We start from the raw sequence: 15,816 nt of genomic DNA on the forward strand, positions 1-15,816 counted from the left end.
ATTTTATATAACCCCGCATTATTAAAGAGCACATCAATACGATTATAAGCGTCAATAGCAACTTCAATGACACGTTGCCAATCTCCTTGTTTCGCCATATCATGGGTAACAAAAAGTGCTTCACCACCTAAACCTATAATTTCCTCCGCCGTGGCTTGTCCATTTTCCTGATCAATATCCGTCACAATTACTTTTGCACCTTGTTCTGCCAACAAAAGAGCTGTACTACGTCCAATACCGATGCCACCGCCAGTTACAACGGCAACTTTTCCTGCAAGCTTCATCGTCATTACCCCTTTTGTAAGTCTTACCGTCATTCAGTATACTCCTTTCGCCCGTAGCTCTGCAAGCAGGAAAAGCCAACACTCCCATTTGTAAACGTTCACTTATTTGTTTTCCCTTTTTTCTTATTATTGTATTGATCAAAAGCTAGACCGATAAAAATAAGTATCCTCCCAAAAATTAAGCTACTTTCTGTCATTTCGTCCCCCTTGTTATATAACACACTTATTTCATTCATTATATCATTTTGTTAATTTTCAATCTAATTAACAAAAAAATAGGATATGTTAAAAGTTTGCTTTTGCTTACTTTCTAACACATCCTACATCAATATGGAGGGTACTCTATAGGAGATGTCCGCCCTATATGAACTCCATTATACCAATTAAATTTATCGAACTTTGTAAAAATTTAAGGGTACATATATTTTTTTAATACGTCCTAAATATAACTCTTTATCATTCTATCCTAGTATTCTTTAAACGAGACTCATCACTTTCGTTTTCATAATTAAGTCATGGAACCCACAATTATCGTGACGGAACAACATCATATATACGTTACAGATAGATGGAATTCCAAGCAACAATATGTTTGGTAATAACAATACAAAGAACCGTACTGTTAGCCTTTGAATTGTTAACTTTTCACTTGTTAATGATACAAGTCTTGTTCGGGTTATTTTTTTACCAATTGTACAGCCATTCCATATAAATGGAACAAAAATAAAATAGATAGCCATTAATATAAAAACAAGCGCAAGATCATATCGATAATCACCTAAGCTTATATTAAAACGATTGAAAATGGCTCCATAATTCCCCGTTACAACTGCCACAACAGCACCGTACATAACCGAGATTAAAAACATATCGATAATGGAAGCACCTATGCGATTCATTACTACCGCTGGACGATGCATCTTTAACTTCATTTTATGTCGACTCCTTTGTATCCTTCTTTACCTGTCTCATCGTACCATTTCTAAAAACCATTGTAAACAACTCATATATTGGCGTTTCTTTTCCTTTTCTTGTACAATATGTTTACCACAAGCATTTTATAAGGAGGGTCTCATATTGAAGCGATTGATGACCGTAATTGCCATTATACTTTTGACTGGTTGCACAGCAAACTCTAGCCATTCAGCTTACACCATCAATGAAGAATATGAACTAATAAATACTTCCGGAAATGCATTTGAACTTTTTCCAAAACAAGACGCTGTATATGCTACACAATATGTCCCAGCTAAAATTGTAGAAATTGCCTGGGACGATATATATATTATTGCAAAACAAATTGAAGAAAAATCCGATCCCAATAACCCAGAATCTAGTATTACAAATAAACGGAGCGAACATTACTGGATTATTGATATGAACAACAATCGTCGTTTTGGTCCTTATAATGAGAAACAATTTCAGGAACAAAAAGAAGCATTTCGAATTTCTGAACAATTACAAACCGTAGAAACCTATTTAAATGAGCAAAACAAACAGTCAGCAAACGCCTAATAACGGCTGTTTATTTCAAGAACCAAAAATAGTATATTTTTTCAGTCCATTTGCTGATTTTTATAACTTGGATGTTCCCCTGTTATCGCGATAACAGTACCGCATTTTTTACAAATTTCTACCTCTGCGACTGCCTGTGCAAATAAAGTAAGATAACCTTTTTGGTCTGGTGCTATCGTTCCTTTTTCTATCTCCTTACTACCGCATTCGTAACATCTTTTTTCCATTTTTCTTCCCCCTTTGCACTTTATAATACATTCGCTTTGATTTGACAAATTTCCTGTTCTTTTTCTATACAAAAAACATCTCACTTAGACAGTGAGATGTTAAATGTTTGCGGTTCTGTAACCGTTTCATGTGTATCACCCGTTGCAAGAACATCTGTTGTAAATGAGATTTGATTAATCTCTTTTTTCTCATCCTCGAGTATTAATCCAATTATCCCTTCCCTCGTCTCGCCTGGTTTATACTCTTCTCTTGTAACACTTTTTGTACCTACAAGCGTATCCTCCTCATATAAAAAGTTTTGTTTTGGGACATTAAATTGCTGCGTTTCATTAATAGTAATATCATTCATAGAGAAAAACTGCATGTCTTTATCTCCACTATTTTCTACCTTATATGTAATTTCAACATAACGCACTTTATCTCCAATGTCTTTTCCACTTAACGAAGCGTACAACTCAGCATCTTCTCGATTGACTTTGTCTCCAAGTCTACGCTGCACTTCTTCTGGACTTAATGCTGTATATACTTTCAATGTATCTTTTGCATCTTGACTCATTTGTGATAATGCAATAACCTTTACATCTTGTACATGAATTTTCATTGGAGCTACTTCAAACGTTTGATTAACATGTTTTAACTTTTCTAATTTAAATGTTCCCCATCCTTTTTCTTTTACAACTTGTCCAACTTTCTTTAATTCCTTGCCACCGTATTCAGTTGTTTCTGGAATAGATTCTTTCTTTACTTCTTTTTTTTCTTCCTTTTGAAAACAACCGCTTAGCAAAACGATAGAACTACATAAAATACAAACACTTTTCCATACTTTCATCATCTTACTCCTAACACTCTCATTCATACTAACTCGATTCTTCTCTTGTTTCGTATATTGCGGAAACAATGAATAGACCACAAAAAACACTTGTAAATCCAGAAACTATTATACTCCCTATTTGTAAAATTTGAAAATAGGGGTCTAGCAACGCGTGCATAGTAAACACTACTAACGCCTTAATCATCGGCCATCCCCAACATTTCCTTTTCTCTCTTGCTGAAACTATATTTACTTTTGTTTGAAAATCTCGATGTTTCCATAGAACAACATATATAAGCAGCAAAAAAACAAGACATGTACTCCCGTGCTGCATGAATTTATATATCGGCATGGAATATATACGTTGTTGTAGAGATGGTAAATTCATAAAAAAATAACCCGTCTTATGGGTAAACGCATCCCAAACGACATGTGTAAGCATACCGAATCATGCAGAATAGAGAAAAACAAAAATTTCTTTCCCTGGAGTAAGCCTCCATGGAATAGATGCTACATAACGATAGTAGACTGAAAACGGTCGGGGTAAATGCTTTATAAATGGTCGTTTTAAAATATAGTGATACATATACGCCAGACTAAAAACGAGCGGCAAGTTCAAATAAAAGAACCCTAAATGTATGTCCAGTGACACCGTATGGTCGAAAATGCAAAAAATATTCAAAATCGGGTACCATACTTCCTAATACTAGCGCTGTTACTGAAACATATCGTTGTTTCTTGCAAAAAGGAATGACAGCAGCAGGATGCGCAAATGTAAACAGCATATGTTACTCCCTTCTGAAACTAAAAAAATATTTCTATGTAAGACACCCTCTATCATAACGATATCGATTCTTGATATGCAATACTTATTTTGACATTGGAATATCTACAACTTACATGACACAATCCAAATGTAATACTTAGGAAATAGAAGTGATATCATTTTGTCCCTAATATTTGTCTTCCTCCTTATTCTATTAGAACTTTTTATAACCACGTATATAGGCTTTTTTCTATCGATGAAATTGATTCTGAACAATTTTTGGGAGGTAAGGTTATTGATTCATATGGTGGTATTTCCTTACACAATCAATCACATGGTGAATCATTTTTTTCTTTATTTATGAACCGTTTTGCAGGACAAAGCTTATATATTTTAGACGAGCCTGAAGCAGCTTTATCTCCAATGAGGCAGCTTTCTCTGCTCATTCGTATGCATGAATTAGCAGAGAAAGGATCACAATTCATTATCGCAACTCACTCTCCTATTTTGATGGCTTATCCAGAGTCCAATATATATTCTTTCTCACAAGAAGGAATCACAGAAGCAATCCTAGAGGAAACTGAGCATTATCAAACGATGAAACTCTTTTTTGAGAATCGAGATCGCTTGTTTCATCATTTGTTCCAATCATAAAGCAAAAGGTAATATTACTCGTCGATACAAAAAAAAGARGAAGCAGCTCGCTGCTCCTTCTTTTTTATAGTGCTTCTATAAATAACGCTACCCCAATGCCACCACCGACACAAAGAGATGCAATTCCTTTTTCTAAACCTCGTCTTTTTAATTCGTGAATTAAACTTACCGTAATACGTGCACCTGTGCAACCAATTGGATGTCCAAGTCCAACACCACTTCCGTTGACATTTACTTTCTCACGATTTAAGCCAAGTTCCTTCTCAACCGCTAAGTATTGTGCAGCAAAGGCTTCATTGATTTCCAATAAATCAGCATCTTCTAATGACCAATTTACTTTCTCTAAACCTTTACGAATTGCTGGTGCTGGACCAATCCCCATAATCTTCGGATCTACCCCAGCTACAGAATAACCAACAATTCTAGCTAATGGTTGTAAGCCTTTCTCCTTAGCCTTTTCTTCACTCATTAATACTAAAACTGCACTTCCATCATTAATACCCGAGGAATTCCCTGCAGTTACTGATCCACCTTTACGAAATGCTGGCTTTAGCCCCGCCAATTTTTCTGCTGTAATATCTGCACGTGGATGTTCATCTTTTGAAAATACTACTTCTTTTCTACGCTCTTTTATTGTAATAGGAACAATTTGCTCATCAAAATAGCCTGATTCAATTGCCTGAAGCGCTAATTGATGGCTACGCAGCGCAACTTCATCTTGTTCCTCCCTTGTAATTTCATATTGTTCAACTAAATTTTCCGCTGTTTCGCCCATCATAATATGATGCAACGGATCTTCTAAAACTTCCCACACCGTATCACGAATTTCTCCGTGCTGAAGACGTTGTCCCCAGCGGTGCTGTTTCAATACATAAGGGCTTGAGCTCATCACTTCTACTCCACCTGCAACAACAACTTCACTTACGCCTAATTGTATTTGCATTGCCGCTGACATAATCGCTTGCATACCTGAAGAACATTGACGCTGGATCGTATAACCTGTAACCGTATCTGGAAATCCTGCTGCTAATGCAGCTGTTCGCGCTGTATTTGCCTCATCGGTTCTTTGAATACAATGACCTAAAATCACTTCATCAACTTCATGTGGTTCCACTCCGCCTCTTTTTACAGCTTCCTGAAGTACAGGAACAGCTAATTCTACTGGCGTTACATTTTTTAGCGCTCCTCCAAAAGTTCCAATTGGCGAACGAACTGCAGCTGTAATGACAACATTATGCATCTTGCACTTGCCCCTCTCTTATGTACCCTAGTAAGTTTTTGGATGGAATAGCATAAGATGTATATCTATATTTATCATACTACGAACATACTAAAAAATCAAAATATTTAATATAATAAAAATAGAAGGAATATTCCCTTCTATTCTGTTAACGCATATAAAAATTTTTGTAAAATTTTCTCTGTTGTTTTATTTAAATTTGGCAACTTTTCAGCAGGAAAATACTTGAGATCCAATCCTTCTTCATCAAGCTCTATTTCTCCACTCACATGATGCGCCTGATACAGATGAATCACATTATAAATTTCATCCCCATTTGGATAACGATAATATACATCTTTCCCAGAAAGAACACCAAGAAACTGCAACATCTTCGCTTCTAACCCAGTTTCTTCAAATAGCTCTCGTCGAGCCGTTTCTTCCGTTGTTTCTCCTAGTTCCATCGCGCCACCTGGTACACCCCAATCATATGTATCCGAACGATATTGAAGCAATACCTCTTGTTTTTCGTTTAAAATAATCACAGCTGCTCCTACAAGAATGAGCGGCCTTGTACCGACTGATTTTCGTAATTCTTCAATATACCCCATTATATAAACTCTCCTTTCCTCTCCTTCCTTATCATAGCAAAATTCCTTGTTTTTTTGTGTGATGTAAAAAAATATTCCTACTAACAAAAAAGGAAGCATTCGCTCCCTTTTCATTACATTTATTTTCGAAAACTTTCATATTTAACTGCTTCAAATGCTTTTTCAATCTCTTCATTTCGATAATGAACGTATGTAAAGCGCCCTAATTCTACTAACCGAGCGATTTCTTGTAATGTTTTTTGCTGTTCATATGTCTCTTCAATCGTTACCTGTACATAAAATTTCATAAGTGGATGTTCATATAAAGACTCTCCAACTTCCACATATACATCCTTCACCCCTTGAACCACCTTTACATAACTTGCAAACTGGTAAACAGCTTCTCGGTCTGATACAATTTTTAATGTATACATACATTCTCCCCCTTTTCTTTTACTATAGCAGAATAAATAACATATAATGTAATTAAACTATGAATATTTTCCGACTTCTTTTACTCATTCTTATATTCCGCTCGGCATTAATCTATATTTTGCTTGTCAGTCAAAAAAACAGTTATCAATAAACAAATTACACCAATGTACCTTCTCTCAATTTATATACATATTGGATTTTTTTCAATTTATTAAAATACATCCCTTTATAGGGTTTATATCCATACATAGTACTTTCCCGTCACATACAGTATAGCAATAGACTGTTTTCCATTTGAGGTGTTTCTAATGGATCCATACGTAAATATATGTATTTGCATTACTCCAGGCTCCGATATTACAGACGACCGTATTGCAAAAGACTTAGCAGTCGCCGAATCAATATGGCAGCCAATTTCATTTCAAATTAAAGACGTTATTATACTAAATGAATCATTTAGATTTCACGATGGTGAAATTAGTTATATTGATTCTATCCAAATCCAACCAAAAGTTTCTTCTTTTTTTAACACTTGCTCATCACAAGTTCCAAATTGTGATATTTATATTTGTTATATTGGAAGCGATTATTTTAAAGAGCAGTCCGTAATTGCATGTGCCTATTCATTTGTTATAAACCAAATCCTCACAGGTTATATCATCCTTACTAACGCCGCTTCTCCTATGAAAAATATATATACGCTTGCTCATGAAATTGGTCATATTTTATTCACACGACGTATAGAAGGGAAACTTACACATGCTGACCCTCACTCGCAAACCGGCTCTGAACATCACCCTTCTTCCACAAACCTCATGTATCCAATCGTACCTCGTCCTGATCAAGTACACATTGATTCTTTATTAACAAAAGAACAGCGAGCATTATCTTTACAAAGTTCTTTATTACACAAAGAAAAACAGTAACCCATTCGTTACTGTTTAAAATAAAATATTCCAGTCTATATGCCCAATACCAGCCACAAAGAAAGGGCGATCCTATATATTCACTTTTCTTGTCTCTAATTTTGTATGAATCATTACAAGAACAAATAAAATAGCTAATTTTATAACCCCTATCCGAACAAGCTCATTTACATATACTTTCGGTGAGCTTCCGAAAATATCCTCTACACTTTTCCCATCATTCTCACCTTCWATTAAGTGTAGTTCTGCATCTTCTAAAAAACTCTCGATATCACTTTTTTTGACACCCTTTGCCGCCAAAAAGATTCTCATATTTAACAAAAAATTCTGCGCTTCTGTTGATATCATCACTTGCGCCTCCCCCTCCCTTTCAGCATTTGACTTGTCGACATGATCCAAATCCTTCCTCTATCCTGTTATGCAAAATAGATAACCACATTTCCCCCAAAATCTTTGCAGGATTTTCGTTACACCTCCTCTAAATAGAGCAATAGGATAAATTCTATATAAAGGGGTGTTTTTCATTGTGGTTACAAATCGTGTTGTCTTTTTAACAGGTGCTGCAAGTGGTATTGGTTATGAAATGGGAAATGTATTTGCAAAAGAAGGAGCACAAGTGGTCATTAGTGATCGCCTTGAAGATCGTGCAAAGGAAGCTGCTGAACAGTTGCGCAAGGAAGGATATGAGGCAATCGGTCTAAGATGTGATGTTACATCTGAGCAAGAAATATCCGAAGCTATTTCTGAAACTATTACTAATTTCGGCTCAATTGATGTGTTAATAAATAATGCTGGTATGCAACACGTCTCACCAATTGAAGAATTTCCAACCGATAAGTTTGAACTTCTTATTCAAATCATGCAAATTGCGCCGTTCATTGCAATAAAACATGCGTTTCCAATTATGAAAAAACAAAAGTATGGACGAATTATTAATATTGCATCTATTAACGGTCTTGTCGGATTTGCTGGAAAGGCTGCCTATAATAGTGCCAAACACGGTGTGATTGGTTTAACAAAAGTTGCTGCCTTAGAAGGAGCTGTACACGGCATTACTGTAAATGCTCTTTGCCCAGGCTATGTTGATACGCCTCTTGTCAGGAATCAACTCCAAGATTTAGCGACAACACGAAACGTTCCACTAGAAAGAGTATTAGAGGATGTCATCTATCCCCTCGTACCTCAAAAACGATTGCTAGCTGTTCAGGAAATTGCCGATTATGCTTTATTTTTAGCAAGTGAAAAAGCAAAAGGAATAACCGGCCAAGCAGTTGTTATTGATGGGGGTTATACGACGCAATAATCTTTGTTACAAAAGGCTTTGCTCATTGAGAGCAAAGCCTTTTGTCATTTTGTTTCGTGCGGAGCTTCATACCTTGTCATCTGTTGTGGTAATTTCTCAATTGCAACAATTACACCATCTAATTTACTTTCAATACGATGCAGTAAATATAATGTCACAACAATTGGAAATCCAACATTACCGATCATAGATATCCATTCCCCCATCTATTTCCCCTCCTTTCTTTTAAATAAATAAGCAAAAGAAAGGAAATTGGGCAATAAAAAACAAGCCACTGTATATTATATATACCCCTTTTAATTTTCCGACATATAAGTCGCAGTTATGAAAACAAAAGAAGTTCTCCACTCATTTTCTCCTTCTATTTTCATATGGTATGGGGCTAAAAAAGGAACTGACCGCCCCTACCCATAGGCGGATAGTCTTCCCCTTCACTCAATCCTTTACGAGTAATTGTAAGAGTTGACAAATCTTCCATTACTGTCACAGCTAACTCTTCATCATGACCATATACTTTCGGAACATATTCTGGTACATATTTTGCAAAAACTTGTAATGCTTGACTTTCAATTGTGGCTCTTCTTAACGAAAGTGGCCAGCTTTCTCCAACGACTTTTGCATATGGAAGAGCCTGTTTTACGATAATACCTCGTTCTCCATCATGGAGCCTAAATACATAATTTAAATTTCCATCTCCTATTTCATGACAAGTTACCTTTGCTTTTTTCTCAAAGTATCCATGCTCTTTTACATATTGAACTGCTGTTTCTTCTGTTAATGAACGATATCCCATTTTCTTATCCCCCTTTTTTAATTCAGAGGTTTTTCATCATAAGAAAAACCTCTTTCCATGAAGAAAGAGGTTTGAAGTTCAGCTTCTCCCCTCTTATCTGTCAGAAAGCTATCCTTTCTGCTGGAATTAGCACCGTGCCTTTTTGGCGCATAAACGCCCCATCTCACAATGGTATTACGGTCGGTTGCTGGGTTTCATCGGGCCAAATCCCTCCACCTGCTCTTGATAAGAGTTGCATGATTTATTTGAATTTTTAACTTTCTGCTACAGACTATAACAAGAATAAAAATCATTTGTCAATATTTTTTATTTATATAATTCTGGACGTCGATCAGTAAAGACAGGAATTCCCTTACGCACCTCCTTAACTTTTTCTAAATTTAGCTTCCCATGTAAAATAGATTCTTCTTCTCCTGCTTCTACTACAATTTCTCCCCATGGATCAACAATAAGAGAATGTCCAGCAAACACATTATTCGGGTCCTCTCCTGCTCTATTACATGCAACCACATAACATTGATTTTCTACCGCTCTCGCTTGAAGAAGTAAACGCCAATGAGCTAAGCGAACAAGCGGCCATTCTGCTACAACGAATAATACATTTGCCCCTCTTACAGTATGAACACGCATCCATTCCGGAAAACGAATATCGTAACAAATTGTCCCCCCGCACTGCACATCATCTAACGTGAACTCACCAGTTCCATCACCAGCTATTAAATACTTATGTTCGTCCATTAACTGGAACAAATGTACTTTACTATATTCATTTTGCACTTCACCTTCGCGATTCACAACATACATCGTATTCGTAACACCTTGTTTTGTTTGCTTTGCAACAGAACCCCCAACAATATTCACCGCAAATTGCTTCGCCCATTCTGATAGAAGTTCTTTCGTTTGTATTCCTCCTTCATCTGCAATTTCAGGAAGTCGTTTTAAATCATAACCAGTCGTCCAAAGTTCTGGTAATACAATAACGTCTGGTTTTCTTTGCATCGCTTCTTCTATTTTTTTCTTTGCATTTTCAATATTTGTGCTCACATCACCAAAAGCAATATCCATTTGAATACATGCGACTTTCATTTTATCCGCCCCATTTTCAATTATTTTTTCTTTACAAAAACTTGGAAAGGTTATATCATTTGTCACTAGAATTGTAACAACTTTCAAAAGAGGTGGAAAGTATGAAATATTTTCAACCTTCCGAGATTTTAACATCCTTACCAACACAGTTTTTCGCTTCACTTGTTGCAAAAGTTAACCAAGTGGTTGAAGCAGGTCACGATGTTATCAATCTAGGGCAAGGCAATCCAGATCAACCAACACCGCCGCATATCGTAACAGCTTTACAACGTGCAGCAGAAAAAGCAATTCATCATAAATATCCGCCATTTCGCGGACATGAAAACTTAAAAACAGCCGTTGCAACGTTCTATGAACGTGAATATGGAGTCAAAGTAAACCCTAAAACAGAAGTTGCTGTTTTATTTGGCGGAAAAGCAGGGATTGTTGAATTACCGATTTGTTTTACAAATCCTGGTGATCCAATTCTTGTACCCGATCCAGGATATCCTGACTATTTATCAGGTGTCGCTTTAGCAAAAGCAAAATTTGAAACGATGCCGTTATTACCAGAAAATGATTTCTTACCAGATTACACTAAAATCGATGATACTATTGCCAAACAAGCGAAATTGATGTTTTTAAATTATCCTAACAATCCAACTGGTGCTGTCGCATCAAAAGAGTTCTTTGAGGAAACAATTACATTTGCAAATGAAAATAATATTTTAGTGGTTCACGACTTTGCTTATGGAGCAATTGGTTTTGATGGTAACAAGCCAACTAGCTTCTTACAAGCACATGGCGCGAAAGATGTTGGCATTGAAATTTATACATTATCAAAAACATTTAATATGGCTGGTTGGCGCATCGCCTTTGCTATCGGTAACGAAAGTGTAATTGAAACAATCAATTTATTGCAAGATCATATGTATGTCAGCATTTTTGGCGCTGTACAAGAGGCTGCTCGTGAGGCACTATTAAGTTCACAATCTTGTGTAACTGAACTAGTTGATCGTTATGAATCTAGAAGAAATGCCCTTATTTCAGCTTGTCAATCAATCGGCTGGAATGTAGTCGCACCAAAAGGCTCTTTTTTCGCTTGGCTTCCCGTTCCCGATGGTTTTTCATCTGAACAGTTTGCCGATATATTACTAGAACAAGCACATGTAGCAGTTGCACCTGGAGTCGGGTTCGGCGAACATGGCGAAGGCTACGTTCGTATTGGATTATTACATACAGAAGAGCGACTACAAGAAGCTGTTCAACGAATCCAGAAATTAAAAATTTTCAAAAAACCATTGACATCCTAAAAAAACTCTGTCAAAATTCAGATATCGTAAAAATTCAAACATTTCTAAATACTTCTTATCAAGAGCAGGTGGAGGGACGAGCCCGATGAAACCCGGCAACCGATCTACAATTGTAGGCACGGTGCTAATTCTCGCAGCATTACGCTGACAGATAAGGAGCTGGTTGTAAAAAAACCTCTCCTTAGCTGAGAGGTTTTTTTATTTAACTAGGAGGTTATAAAAATGAGCGGAATAACAGCAACCTATTTAATCCATGATGATTCTCATAATTTAAACCAAAAAGCAGAACAAATCGCTCTCGGTTTAACAATTGGTTCATGGACTCATTTACCACACTTATTACAAGAACAATTAAAACAACATAAGGGCAATGTCATTCATGTAGAACAATTAGAAGAACAAGAGCATGTAAATACGTATCTCGGAAAAAAAGCGACACGTGGACTCATTAAAATTCATTATCCATCACTAAATTTCAGCCCTGATTTACCAGCCATTTTGACAACAACATTTGGAAAATTATCACTAGATGGCGAAGTTAAACTGATTGATTTAACATTTTCAGATGACTTAAAAGAACATTTCCCTGGCCCTAAATTTGGCATTGAGGGCATTAGAAATCTCTTACAAATTCACGACCGTCCACTTCTGATGAGCATTTTCAAAGGAATGCTTGGACGCAATATAGGATATTTAAAAACACAGCTCCGTGATCAAGCAATTGGTGGTGTAGATATTGTAAAAGATGATGAGATTTTGTTTGAAAATCCATTAACACCGCTCACAAAACGAATTCATTCTGGAAAAGAAGTGTTACAGTCTGTATACGAAACATATGGTCATAAGACTTTATATGCAGTGAATTTAACAGGGCGTACATATGATCTTAAAGAAAATGCAAAACGTGCCGCCACAGCTGGTGCAGATATTCTTCTGTTCAATGTATTCTCGTATGGATTAGATGTATTGCAATCACTTGCGGAAGATGATGATATATCGATTCCAATTATGGCACATCCTGCTGTAAGCGGCGCATACGCTTCATCGGAATTATATGGACTTTCTTATCCATTGCTACTTGGAAAGCTACTTCGTTATGCTGGTGCAGATTTCTCTTTATTTCCATCACCATACGGCAGTGTTGCACTAGAAAAAAAAGAAGCTCTTCTTATTACAAGTAAACTAACTGAAAAAGATCACTCTTTAAAACGAAGCTTTCCTGTTCCATCAGCTGGTATTCACCCTGGTTTTGTTCCGTTTATCCTTCGTGATTTTGGCAAGGATGTTGTCATTAACGCAGGTGGTGGTATTCATGGTCACCCAGCTGGAGYGCAAGGCGGTGGAAGAGCATTTCGAGCAGCAATTGATGCCACTTTGCAAAGAACACCATTGCATGAAGTAGATAACACTGATTTACATGCTGCACTGCAATTATGGGGGAATCCATCACGTGGGGTGAAACTATGAGTCTTCAAATTTTTTGTGACTTCGATGGTACGATTACGAACAATGATAATATCGTTGCGATTATGGAAAAATTTGCTCCACCAGAAGCCAAAACGATTAAACAAAAAATTCTATCACAAGAACTTTCTATTCAAGAAGGTGTAGGGGAATTGTTTTCTCTTTTACCTACAAGTTTACAAGATGACATCACTACTTTTATAAAAGAAACAGCGGTGATTCGGGCTGGATTCCAAGAGTTTGCACAGTTTGTCCAAATAAATCAGATTTCACTTCATATTATATCAGGAGGAATGGATTTTTTCGTCTATCCTCTTCTCAAAGGACTAATCAGCCCAGATCATATTTATTGCAATACGACTGATTTTTCAGGGGAAACAATTAAAGTAAACTGGCCTCATCCTTGCGATGAACATTGTAAAAACAAATGCGGTCTTTGCAAATCAACACTGATTCAGCAATTAAGTTTAAACGGTGATTTTAACATTGTAATTGGAGATTCAATTACAGATTTACAAGCAGCAAAACTTGCTGATAAAGTATTCGCTCGTGATTTTCTCATTACAAAATGCCAAGAACATCAAATTTCCTATACAGCATTTGAAACGTTTTATGACATACAGACAGAAGTTCAGCAATTGTTGGAGGTGATAAAATGAGACAACTTTTTCGTCAATGGGAAAAATTGAGTAAATTAAAGAAAGAATTAACGGATCGCAACTGGTTTCCTGCTACAAGTGGAAACATTTCAATAAAAGTGAGTAACACTCCAATGACCTTTCTTATTACAGCAAGCGGAAGAGATAAAACGAAAACAACACCTGATGATTTTCTATTAGTTGATCAAACTGGAAAGGCTGTTTTAGAAACCGATTTACGCCCTTCAGCAGAAACATTGCTACACACTCATATTTACAATCATACAGAAGCTGAATGTGTCTTACATGTCCATACAATTGATAACAATGTAATTACAAACGTATACGACAAAGAAATCTCATTTTCTAATCAAGAAATTATTAAAGCTCTTAATATATGGGAAGAAGGAGYCACTATCAAAATTCCAATTATTGAAAATCACGCTCATATTCCAACGTTAGGAGAAGATTTCCGAAAACATATTCATGATGATGCTGGAGCTATATTGATTCGCAACCATGGCATTACCGTTTGGGGAAAAGATAGCTTTGATGCAAAGAAAAGATTAGAAGCATATGAGTTTTTATTCCAATTTCATATAAAACTATTATCAATTCAAGGAGGCGTTTCACATGGCGCAAATTCGTATTCATGAAATAAATACCCGTATTGAAAATGAACAGGAAGTAAAGCAATTTTTACATGGAGAAGGCGTTTTATATGAGAAATGGGATATTTCAAAACTTCCTACTCATTTAAAAGAAAACTACTTCTTAACTGATGAAAACAAAAAAGAAATTTTAACAGTATTTTCCAATGAAATCACTGATGTTTCAGAACGTCGAGGTTATAAAGTACATGATGTTATTTCCCTTTCAAATGCAACACCTAACCTCGATGAGTTATTAATTAACTTTAAACAAGAGCATTATCATACTGACGATGAAGTTCGCTTTATCGTCAGTGGGCATGGTATCTTTGCTATCCAAGACAAGGATGGTCGCTTCTTCGATGTTGAACTTGAGCCTGGTGATCTAATTTCTGTACCTGAAAATGCAAGACATTATTTCACATTACAAGATGATCGCCAAGTTGTAGCTATTCGTATTTTCGTTACAACAGAAGGCTGGGTTCCTATTTATTAAGGTAGTTAGTTGAATAAAAGGGATTGGATCCCCTTTTCCTTCCTTTTATTCACTCTACATATATACATCCTCCTATGGAACAGGCTTATTTCACGAATATGAAATAAGCCTGCTTTTTTATTTTCTCTCCCCTTGCAATATCTCCTGATGGATGAGGATTCATCATCAAGGGCGAATGGTTCCTCATGATATTTTTCATTTTATCAAGTATGTTTCTCAATAAATTTTGAACATTTTTTGAATTTTTTCTGAAAATTCTGTTTAAATTATGATATAATACAAATAATAGAAAATGAATTGAACAGAAAACCGCAAAAAGAGGAGGAAGAACATGAATTTAATTATAGCACTTATACTTGGAGTTACTTGTGGAGCTATTCCTGCTATTCTCGGGGCAATTATGGAGGAATTAGAAATCGGTATGTTAGGTTTTGTTGCATCTTCTGTAAGCGCTTTACTTTTTGATTTGTACGGTGCTATACCTGTCGCTATTCTCTTTGCATTATATATATTACGTCACGCTCGTACAAAGCAATTTAGTCGCAATCATATGGCCAAAATCATTCCATTCCCAATCGAACGCTCTCGTCGTGCTTCTAGCTTATAATCCCATTACATTGTATCTCACATTTTTATATCCTCACAATACATCTACCTTAATACAAC

Annotated in this window: 19 protein-coding genes, 4 pseudogenes and 2 riboswitches; of the genes and pseudogenes, 10 read left to right on the forward strand and 13 right to left on the reverse strand. The window is 36.1% G+C overall.

Features of this window, described 5'->3' with window-relative positions; genetic code table 11:
• From AC1DIT_RS22290 to AC1DIT_RS22300, 3 genes are all read right to left on the reverse strand, one after another.
• The coding region (locus AC1DIT_RS22290; protein ID WP_476998406.1) for an SDR family NAD(P)-dependent oxidoreductase at positions 1 to 317 on the reverse strand (317 nt) is incomplete at its 3' end.
• Between the two features lie 65 nt (positions 318 to 382).
• Positions 383 to 481, reverse strand: coding sequence for a hypothetical protein (locus AC1DIT_RS22295; RefSeq protein ID WP_016133232.1), 99 nt, complete (start codon positions 479 to 481; stop codon positions 383 to 385).
• A 279-nt stretch (positions 482 to 760) separates the two neighbouring features.
• Positions 761 to 1,216, reverse strand: coding sequence for an RDD family protein (locus tag AC1DIT_RS22300; RefSeq protein ID WP_016116115.1), 456 nt, complete (start codon positions 1,214 to 1,216; stop codon positions 761 to 763).
• Between the two features lie 157 nt (positions 1,217 to 1,373).
• Here AC1DIT_RS22300 and AC1DIT_RS22305 point away from each other — a divergent pair, with 157 nt between their 5' ends.
• Complete coding sequence (locus tag AC1DIT_RS22305; protein ID WP_371388635.1) at positions 1,374 to 1,799, forward strand: DUF3997 domain-containing protein; 426 nt, start codon at positions 1,374 to 1,376, stop codon at positions 1,797 to 1,799.
• A 41-nt stretch (positions 1,800 to 1,840) separates the two neighbouring features.
• On the opposite strand, the gene AC1DIT_RS22310 is transcribed toward AC1DIT_RS22305, so the two are convergent.
• The 3 genes and pseudogenes from AC1DIT_RS22310 to AC1DIT_RS22320 form a co-directional block, all read right to left on the reverse strand.
• A complete protein-coding gene (locus AC1DIT_RS22310; protein WP_016116117.1) occupies positions 1,841 to 2,026 on the reverse strand; it encodes a hypothetical protein in 186 nt (61 codons plus the stop codon).
• Positions 2,027 to 2,106: 80 nt separating this feature from the next.
• On the reverse strand, positions 2,107 to 2,859 hold the full coding sequence (locus AC1DIT_RS22315) for a hypothetical protein (RefSeq protein WP_033671444.1): 753 nt from the start codon (positions 2,857 to 2,859) through the stop codon (positions 2,107 to 2,109).
• A 25-nt stretch (positions 2,860 to 2,884) separates the two neighbouring features.
• Positions 2,885 to 3,623, reverse strand: a pseudogene (locus tag AC1DIT_RS22320) (DUF4184 family protein).
• 233 nt (positions 3,624 to 3,856) lie between these two features.
• Here AC1DIT_RS22320 and AC1DIT_RS22325 point away from each other — a divergent pair.
• A pseudogene (locus AC1DIT_RS22325) lies at positions 3,857 to 4,258 on the forward strand (AAA family ATPase); the annotation flags it as partial.
• Between the two features lie 64 nt (positions 4,259 to 4,322).
• On the opposite strand, the gene AC1DIT_RS22330 reads toward AC1DIT_RS22325, so the two are convergent.
• The 3 genes from AC1DIT_RS22330 to AC1DIT_RS22340 form a co-directional block, all read right to left on the reverse strand.
• Complete coding sequence (locus tag AC1DIT_RS22330; RefSeq protein WP_016133233.1) at positions 4,323 to 5,498, reverse strand: acetyl-CoA C-acetyltransferase; 1,176 nt, start codon at positions 5,496 to 5,498, stop codon at positions 4,323 to 4,325.
• A 140-nt stretch (positions 5,499 to 5,638) separates the two neighbouring features.
• Positions 5,639 to 6,088, reverse strand: coding sequence for an NUDIX hydrolase (locus AC1DIT_RS22335; protein ID WP_016116122.1), 450 nt, complete (start codon positions 6,086 to 6,088; stop codon positions 5,639 to 5,641).
• Positions 6,089 to 6,207: 119 nt separating this feature from the next.
• Entirely contained in the window at positions 6,208 to 6,501 is a 294-nt protein-coding gene (locus AC1DIT_RS22340; protein ID WP_003199881.1) for a DUF3928 family protein, read from the reverse strand.
• A 309-nt stretch (positions 6,502 to 6,810) separates the two neighbouring features.
• On the opposite strand from AC1DIT_RS22340, the gene AC1DIT_RS22345 reads away from it, so the two are divergent.
• Positions 6,811 to 7,428, forward strand: a complete 618-nt coding sequence (locus AC1DIT_RS22345) for an ImmA/IrrE family metallo-endopeptidase (protein WP_016116123.1) — start codon at positions 6,811 to 6,813, stop codon at positions 7,426 to 7,428.
• A 150-nt stretch (positions 7,429 to 7,578) separates the two neighbouring features.
• On the opposite strand, the pseudogene AC1DIT_RS22350 reads toward AC1DIT_RS22345, so the two are convergent.
• A pseudogene (locus AC1DIT_RS22350) lies at positions 7,579 to 7,776 on the reverse strand (hypothetical protein); the annotation flags it as partial.
• Between the two features lie 178 nt (positions 7,777 to 7,954).
• Here AC1DIT_RS22350 and AC1DIT_RS22355 point away from each other — a divergent pair.
• Entirely contained in the window at positions 7,955 to 8,731 is a 777-nt protein-coding gene (locus tag AC1DIT_RS22355) for a 3-hydroxybutyrate dehydrogenase (RefSeq protein ID WP_016116125.1), read from the forward strand.
• A 44-nt stretch (positions 8,732 to 8,775) separates the two neighbouring features.
• On the opposite strand, the gene AC1DIT_RS22360 is transcribed toward AC1DIT_RS22355, so the two are convergent.
• The 3 genes and pseudogenes from AC1DIT_RS22360 to AC1DIT_RS22370 all read right to left on the reverse strand — a co-directional run bounded on the left by AC1DIT_RS22360 (position 8,776) and on the right by AC1DIT_RS22370 (position 10,697).
• Positions 8,776 to 8,937, reverse strand: coding sequence for a YvrJ family protein (locus tag AC1DIT_RS22360; RefSeq protein ID WP_016116126.1), 162 nt, complete (start codon positions 8,935 to 8,937; stop codon positions 8,776 to 8,778).
• A gap of 182 nt (positions 8,938 to 9,119) precedes the next feature.
• Positions 9,120 to 9,524, reverse strand: a pseudogene (mtnK, locus tag AC1DIT_RS22365) (S-methyl-5-thioribose kinase); the annotation flags it as partial.
• Positions 9,525 to 9,614: 90 nt separating this feature from the next.
• Positions 9,615 to 9,756: riboswitch (SAM riboswitch) on the reverse strand.
• A gap of 74 nt (positions 9,757 to 9,830) precedes the next feature.
• A complete protein-coding gene (locus AC1DIT_RS22370; RefSeq protein ID WP_033671490.1) occupies positions 9,831 to 10,697 on the reverse strand; it encodes a carbon-nitrogen family hydrolase in 867 nt (288 codons plus the stop codon).
• A gap of 14 nt (positions 10,698 to 10,711) precedes the next feature.
• Here AC1DIT_RS22370 and AC1DIT_RS22375 point away from each other — a divergent pair, with 14 nt between their 5' ends.
• The 6 genes from AC1DIT_RS22375 to AC1DIT_RS22400 all read left to right on the forward strand — a co-directional run bounded on the left by AC1DIT_RS22375 (position 10,712) and on the right by AC1DIT_RS22400 (position 15,757).
• The gene (locus AC1DIT_RS22375; protein ID WP_016116129.1) at positions 10,712 to 11,902 is read left to right on the forward strand and encodes a pyridoxal phosphate-dependent aminotransferase; all 1,191 of its coding nucleotides are present in this window, start codon (positions 10,712 to 10,714) and stop codon (positions 11,900 to 11,902) included.
• Positions 11,903 to 11,954: 52 nt separating this feature from the next.
• A riboswitch (SAM riboswitch) is annotated at positions 11,955 to 12,060 on the forward strand.
• 64 nt (positions 12,061 to 12,124) lie between these two features.
• Entirely contained in the window at positions 12,125 to 13,369 is a 1,245-nt protein-coding gene (gene mtnW, locus AC1DIT_RS22380) for a 2,3-diketo-5-methylthiopentyl-1-phosphate enolase (RefSeq protein ID WP_476998407.1), read from the forward strand.
• Positions 13,366 to 14,025 carry a 2-hydroxy-3-keto-5-methylthiopentenyl-1-phosphate phosphatase gene (locus AC1DIT_RS22385; RefSeq protein ID WP_016116131.1) on the forward strand — a complete coding sequence of 220 codons (660 nt, stop codon included), beginning with the start codon at positions 13,366 to 13,368 and terminating at the stop codon, positions 14,023 to 14,025. The genes mtnW and AC1DIT_RS22385 overlap by 4 nt, the downstream gene beginning before the upstream one ends.
• Positions 14,022 to 14,660 carry a methylthioribulose 1-phosphate dehydratase gene (locus tag AC1DIT_RS22390; RefSeq protein WP_476998408.1) on the forward strand — a complete coding sequence of 213 codons (639 nt, stop codon included), beginning with the start codon at positions 14,022 to 14,024 and terminating at the stop codon, positions 14,658 to 14,660. Before AC1DIT_RS22385 ends, AC1DIT_RS22390 begins: the two co-directional genes overlap by 4 nt.
• Positions 14,638 to 15,150 carry a cupin domain-containing protein gene (locus AC1DIT_RS22395; protein ID WP_016116133.1) on the forward strand — a complete coding sequence of 171 codons (513 nt, stop codon included), beginning with the start codon at positions 14,638 to 14,640 and terminating at the stop codon, positions 15,148 to 15,150. The genes AC1DIT_RS22390 and AC1DIT_RS22395 overlap by 23 nt, the downstream gene beginning before the upstream one ends.
• 331 nt (positions 15,151 to 15,481) lie before the next feature.
• Positions 15,482 to 15,757, forward strand: a complete 276-nt coding sequence (locus AC1DIT_RS22400) for a hypothetical protein (protein ID WP_016133234.1) — start codon at positions 15,482 to 15,484, stop codon at positions 15,755 to 15,757.
• Positions 15,758 to 15,816: the final 59 nt, after the last annotated feature.

The sequence above is a fragment of the Bacillus sp. 05T22 genome, assembly GCF_056396765.1.

Excerpts from the sequence above, each read along its gene's own strand:
- AC1DIT_RS22395 (WP_016116133.1), top strand. The coding sequence starts at position 14,638 with ATGGCGCAAATTCGTATTCATGAAATAAATACCCGTATTGAAAATGAA.
- AC1DIT_RS22330 (WP_016133233.1), bottom strand. The coding sequence starts at position 5,498 with ATGCATAATGTTGTCATTACAGCTGCAGTTCGTTCGCCAATTGGAACT.
- AC1DIT_RS22400 (WP_016133234.1), top strand. The coding sequence starts at position 15,482 with ATGAATTTAATTATAGCACTTATACTTGGAGTTACTTGTGGAGCTATT.
- AC1DIT_RS22310 (WP_016116117.1), bottom strand. The coding sequence starts at position 2,026 with ATGGAAAAAAGATGTTACGAATGCGGTAGTAAGGAGATAGAAAAAGGA.
- AC1DIT_RS22295 (WP_016133232.1), bottom strand. The coding sequence starts at position 481 with ATGACAGAAAGTAGCTTAATTTTTGGGAGGATACTTATTTTTATCGGT.
- AC1DIT_RS22315 (WP_033671444.1), bottom strand. The coding sequence starts at position 2,859 with ATGATGAAAGTATGGAAAAGTGTTTGTATTTTATGTAGTTCTATCGTT.
- AC1DIT_RS22345 (WP_016116123.1), top strand. The coding sequence starts at position 6,811 with ATGGATCCATACGTAAATATATGTATTTGCATTACTCCAGGCTCCGAT.
- AC1DIT_RS22375 (WP_016116129.1), top strand. The coding sequence starts at position 10,712 with ATGAAATATTTTCAACCTTCCGAGATTTTAACATCCTTACCAACACAG.
- AC1DIT_RS22335 (WP_016116122.1), bottom strand. The coding sequence starts at position 6,088 with ATGGGGTATATTGAAGAATTACGAAAATCAGTCGGTACAAGGCCGCTC.
- AC1DIT_RS22305 (WP_371388635.1), top strand. The coding sequence starts at position 1,374 with ATGACCGTAATTGCCATTATACTTTTGACTGGTTGCACAGCAAACTCT.
- AC1DIT_RS22360 (WP_016116126.1), bottom strand. The coding sequence starts at position 8,937 with ATGGGGGAATGGATATCTATGATCGGTAATGTTGGATTTCCAATTGTT.
- AC1DIT_RS22385 (WP_016116131.1), top strand. The coding sequence starts at position 13,366 with ATGAGTCTTCAAATTTTTTGTGACTTCGATGGTACGATTACGAACAAT.
- AC1DIT_RS22340 (WP_003199881.1), bottom strand. The coding sequence starts at position 6,501 with ATGTATACATTAAAAATTGTATCAGACCGAGAAGCTGTTTACCAGTTT.
- AC1DIT_RS22300 (WP_016116115.1), bottom strand. The coding sequence starts at position 1,216 with ATGAAGTTAAAGATGCATCGTCCAGCGGTAGTAATGAATCGCATAGGT.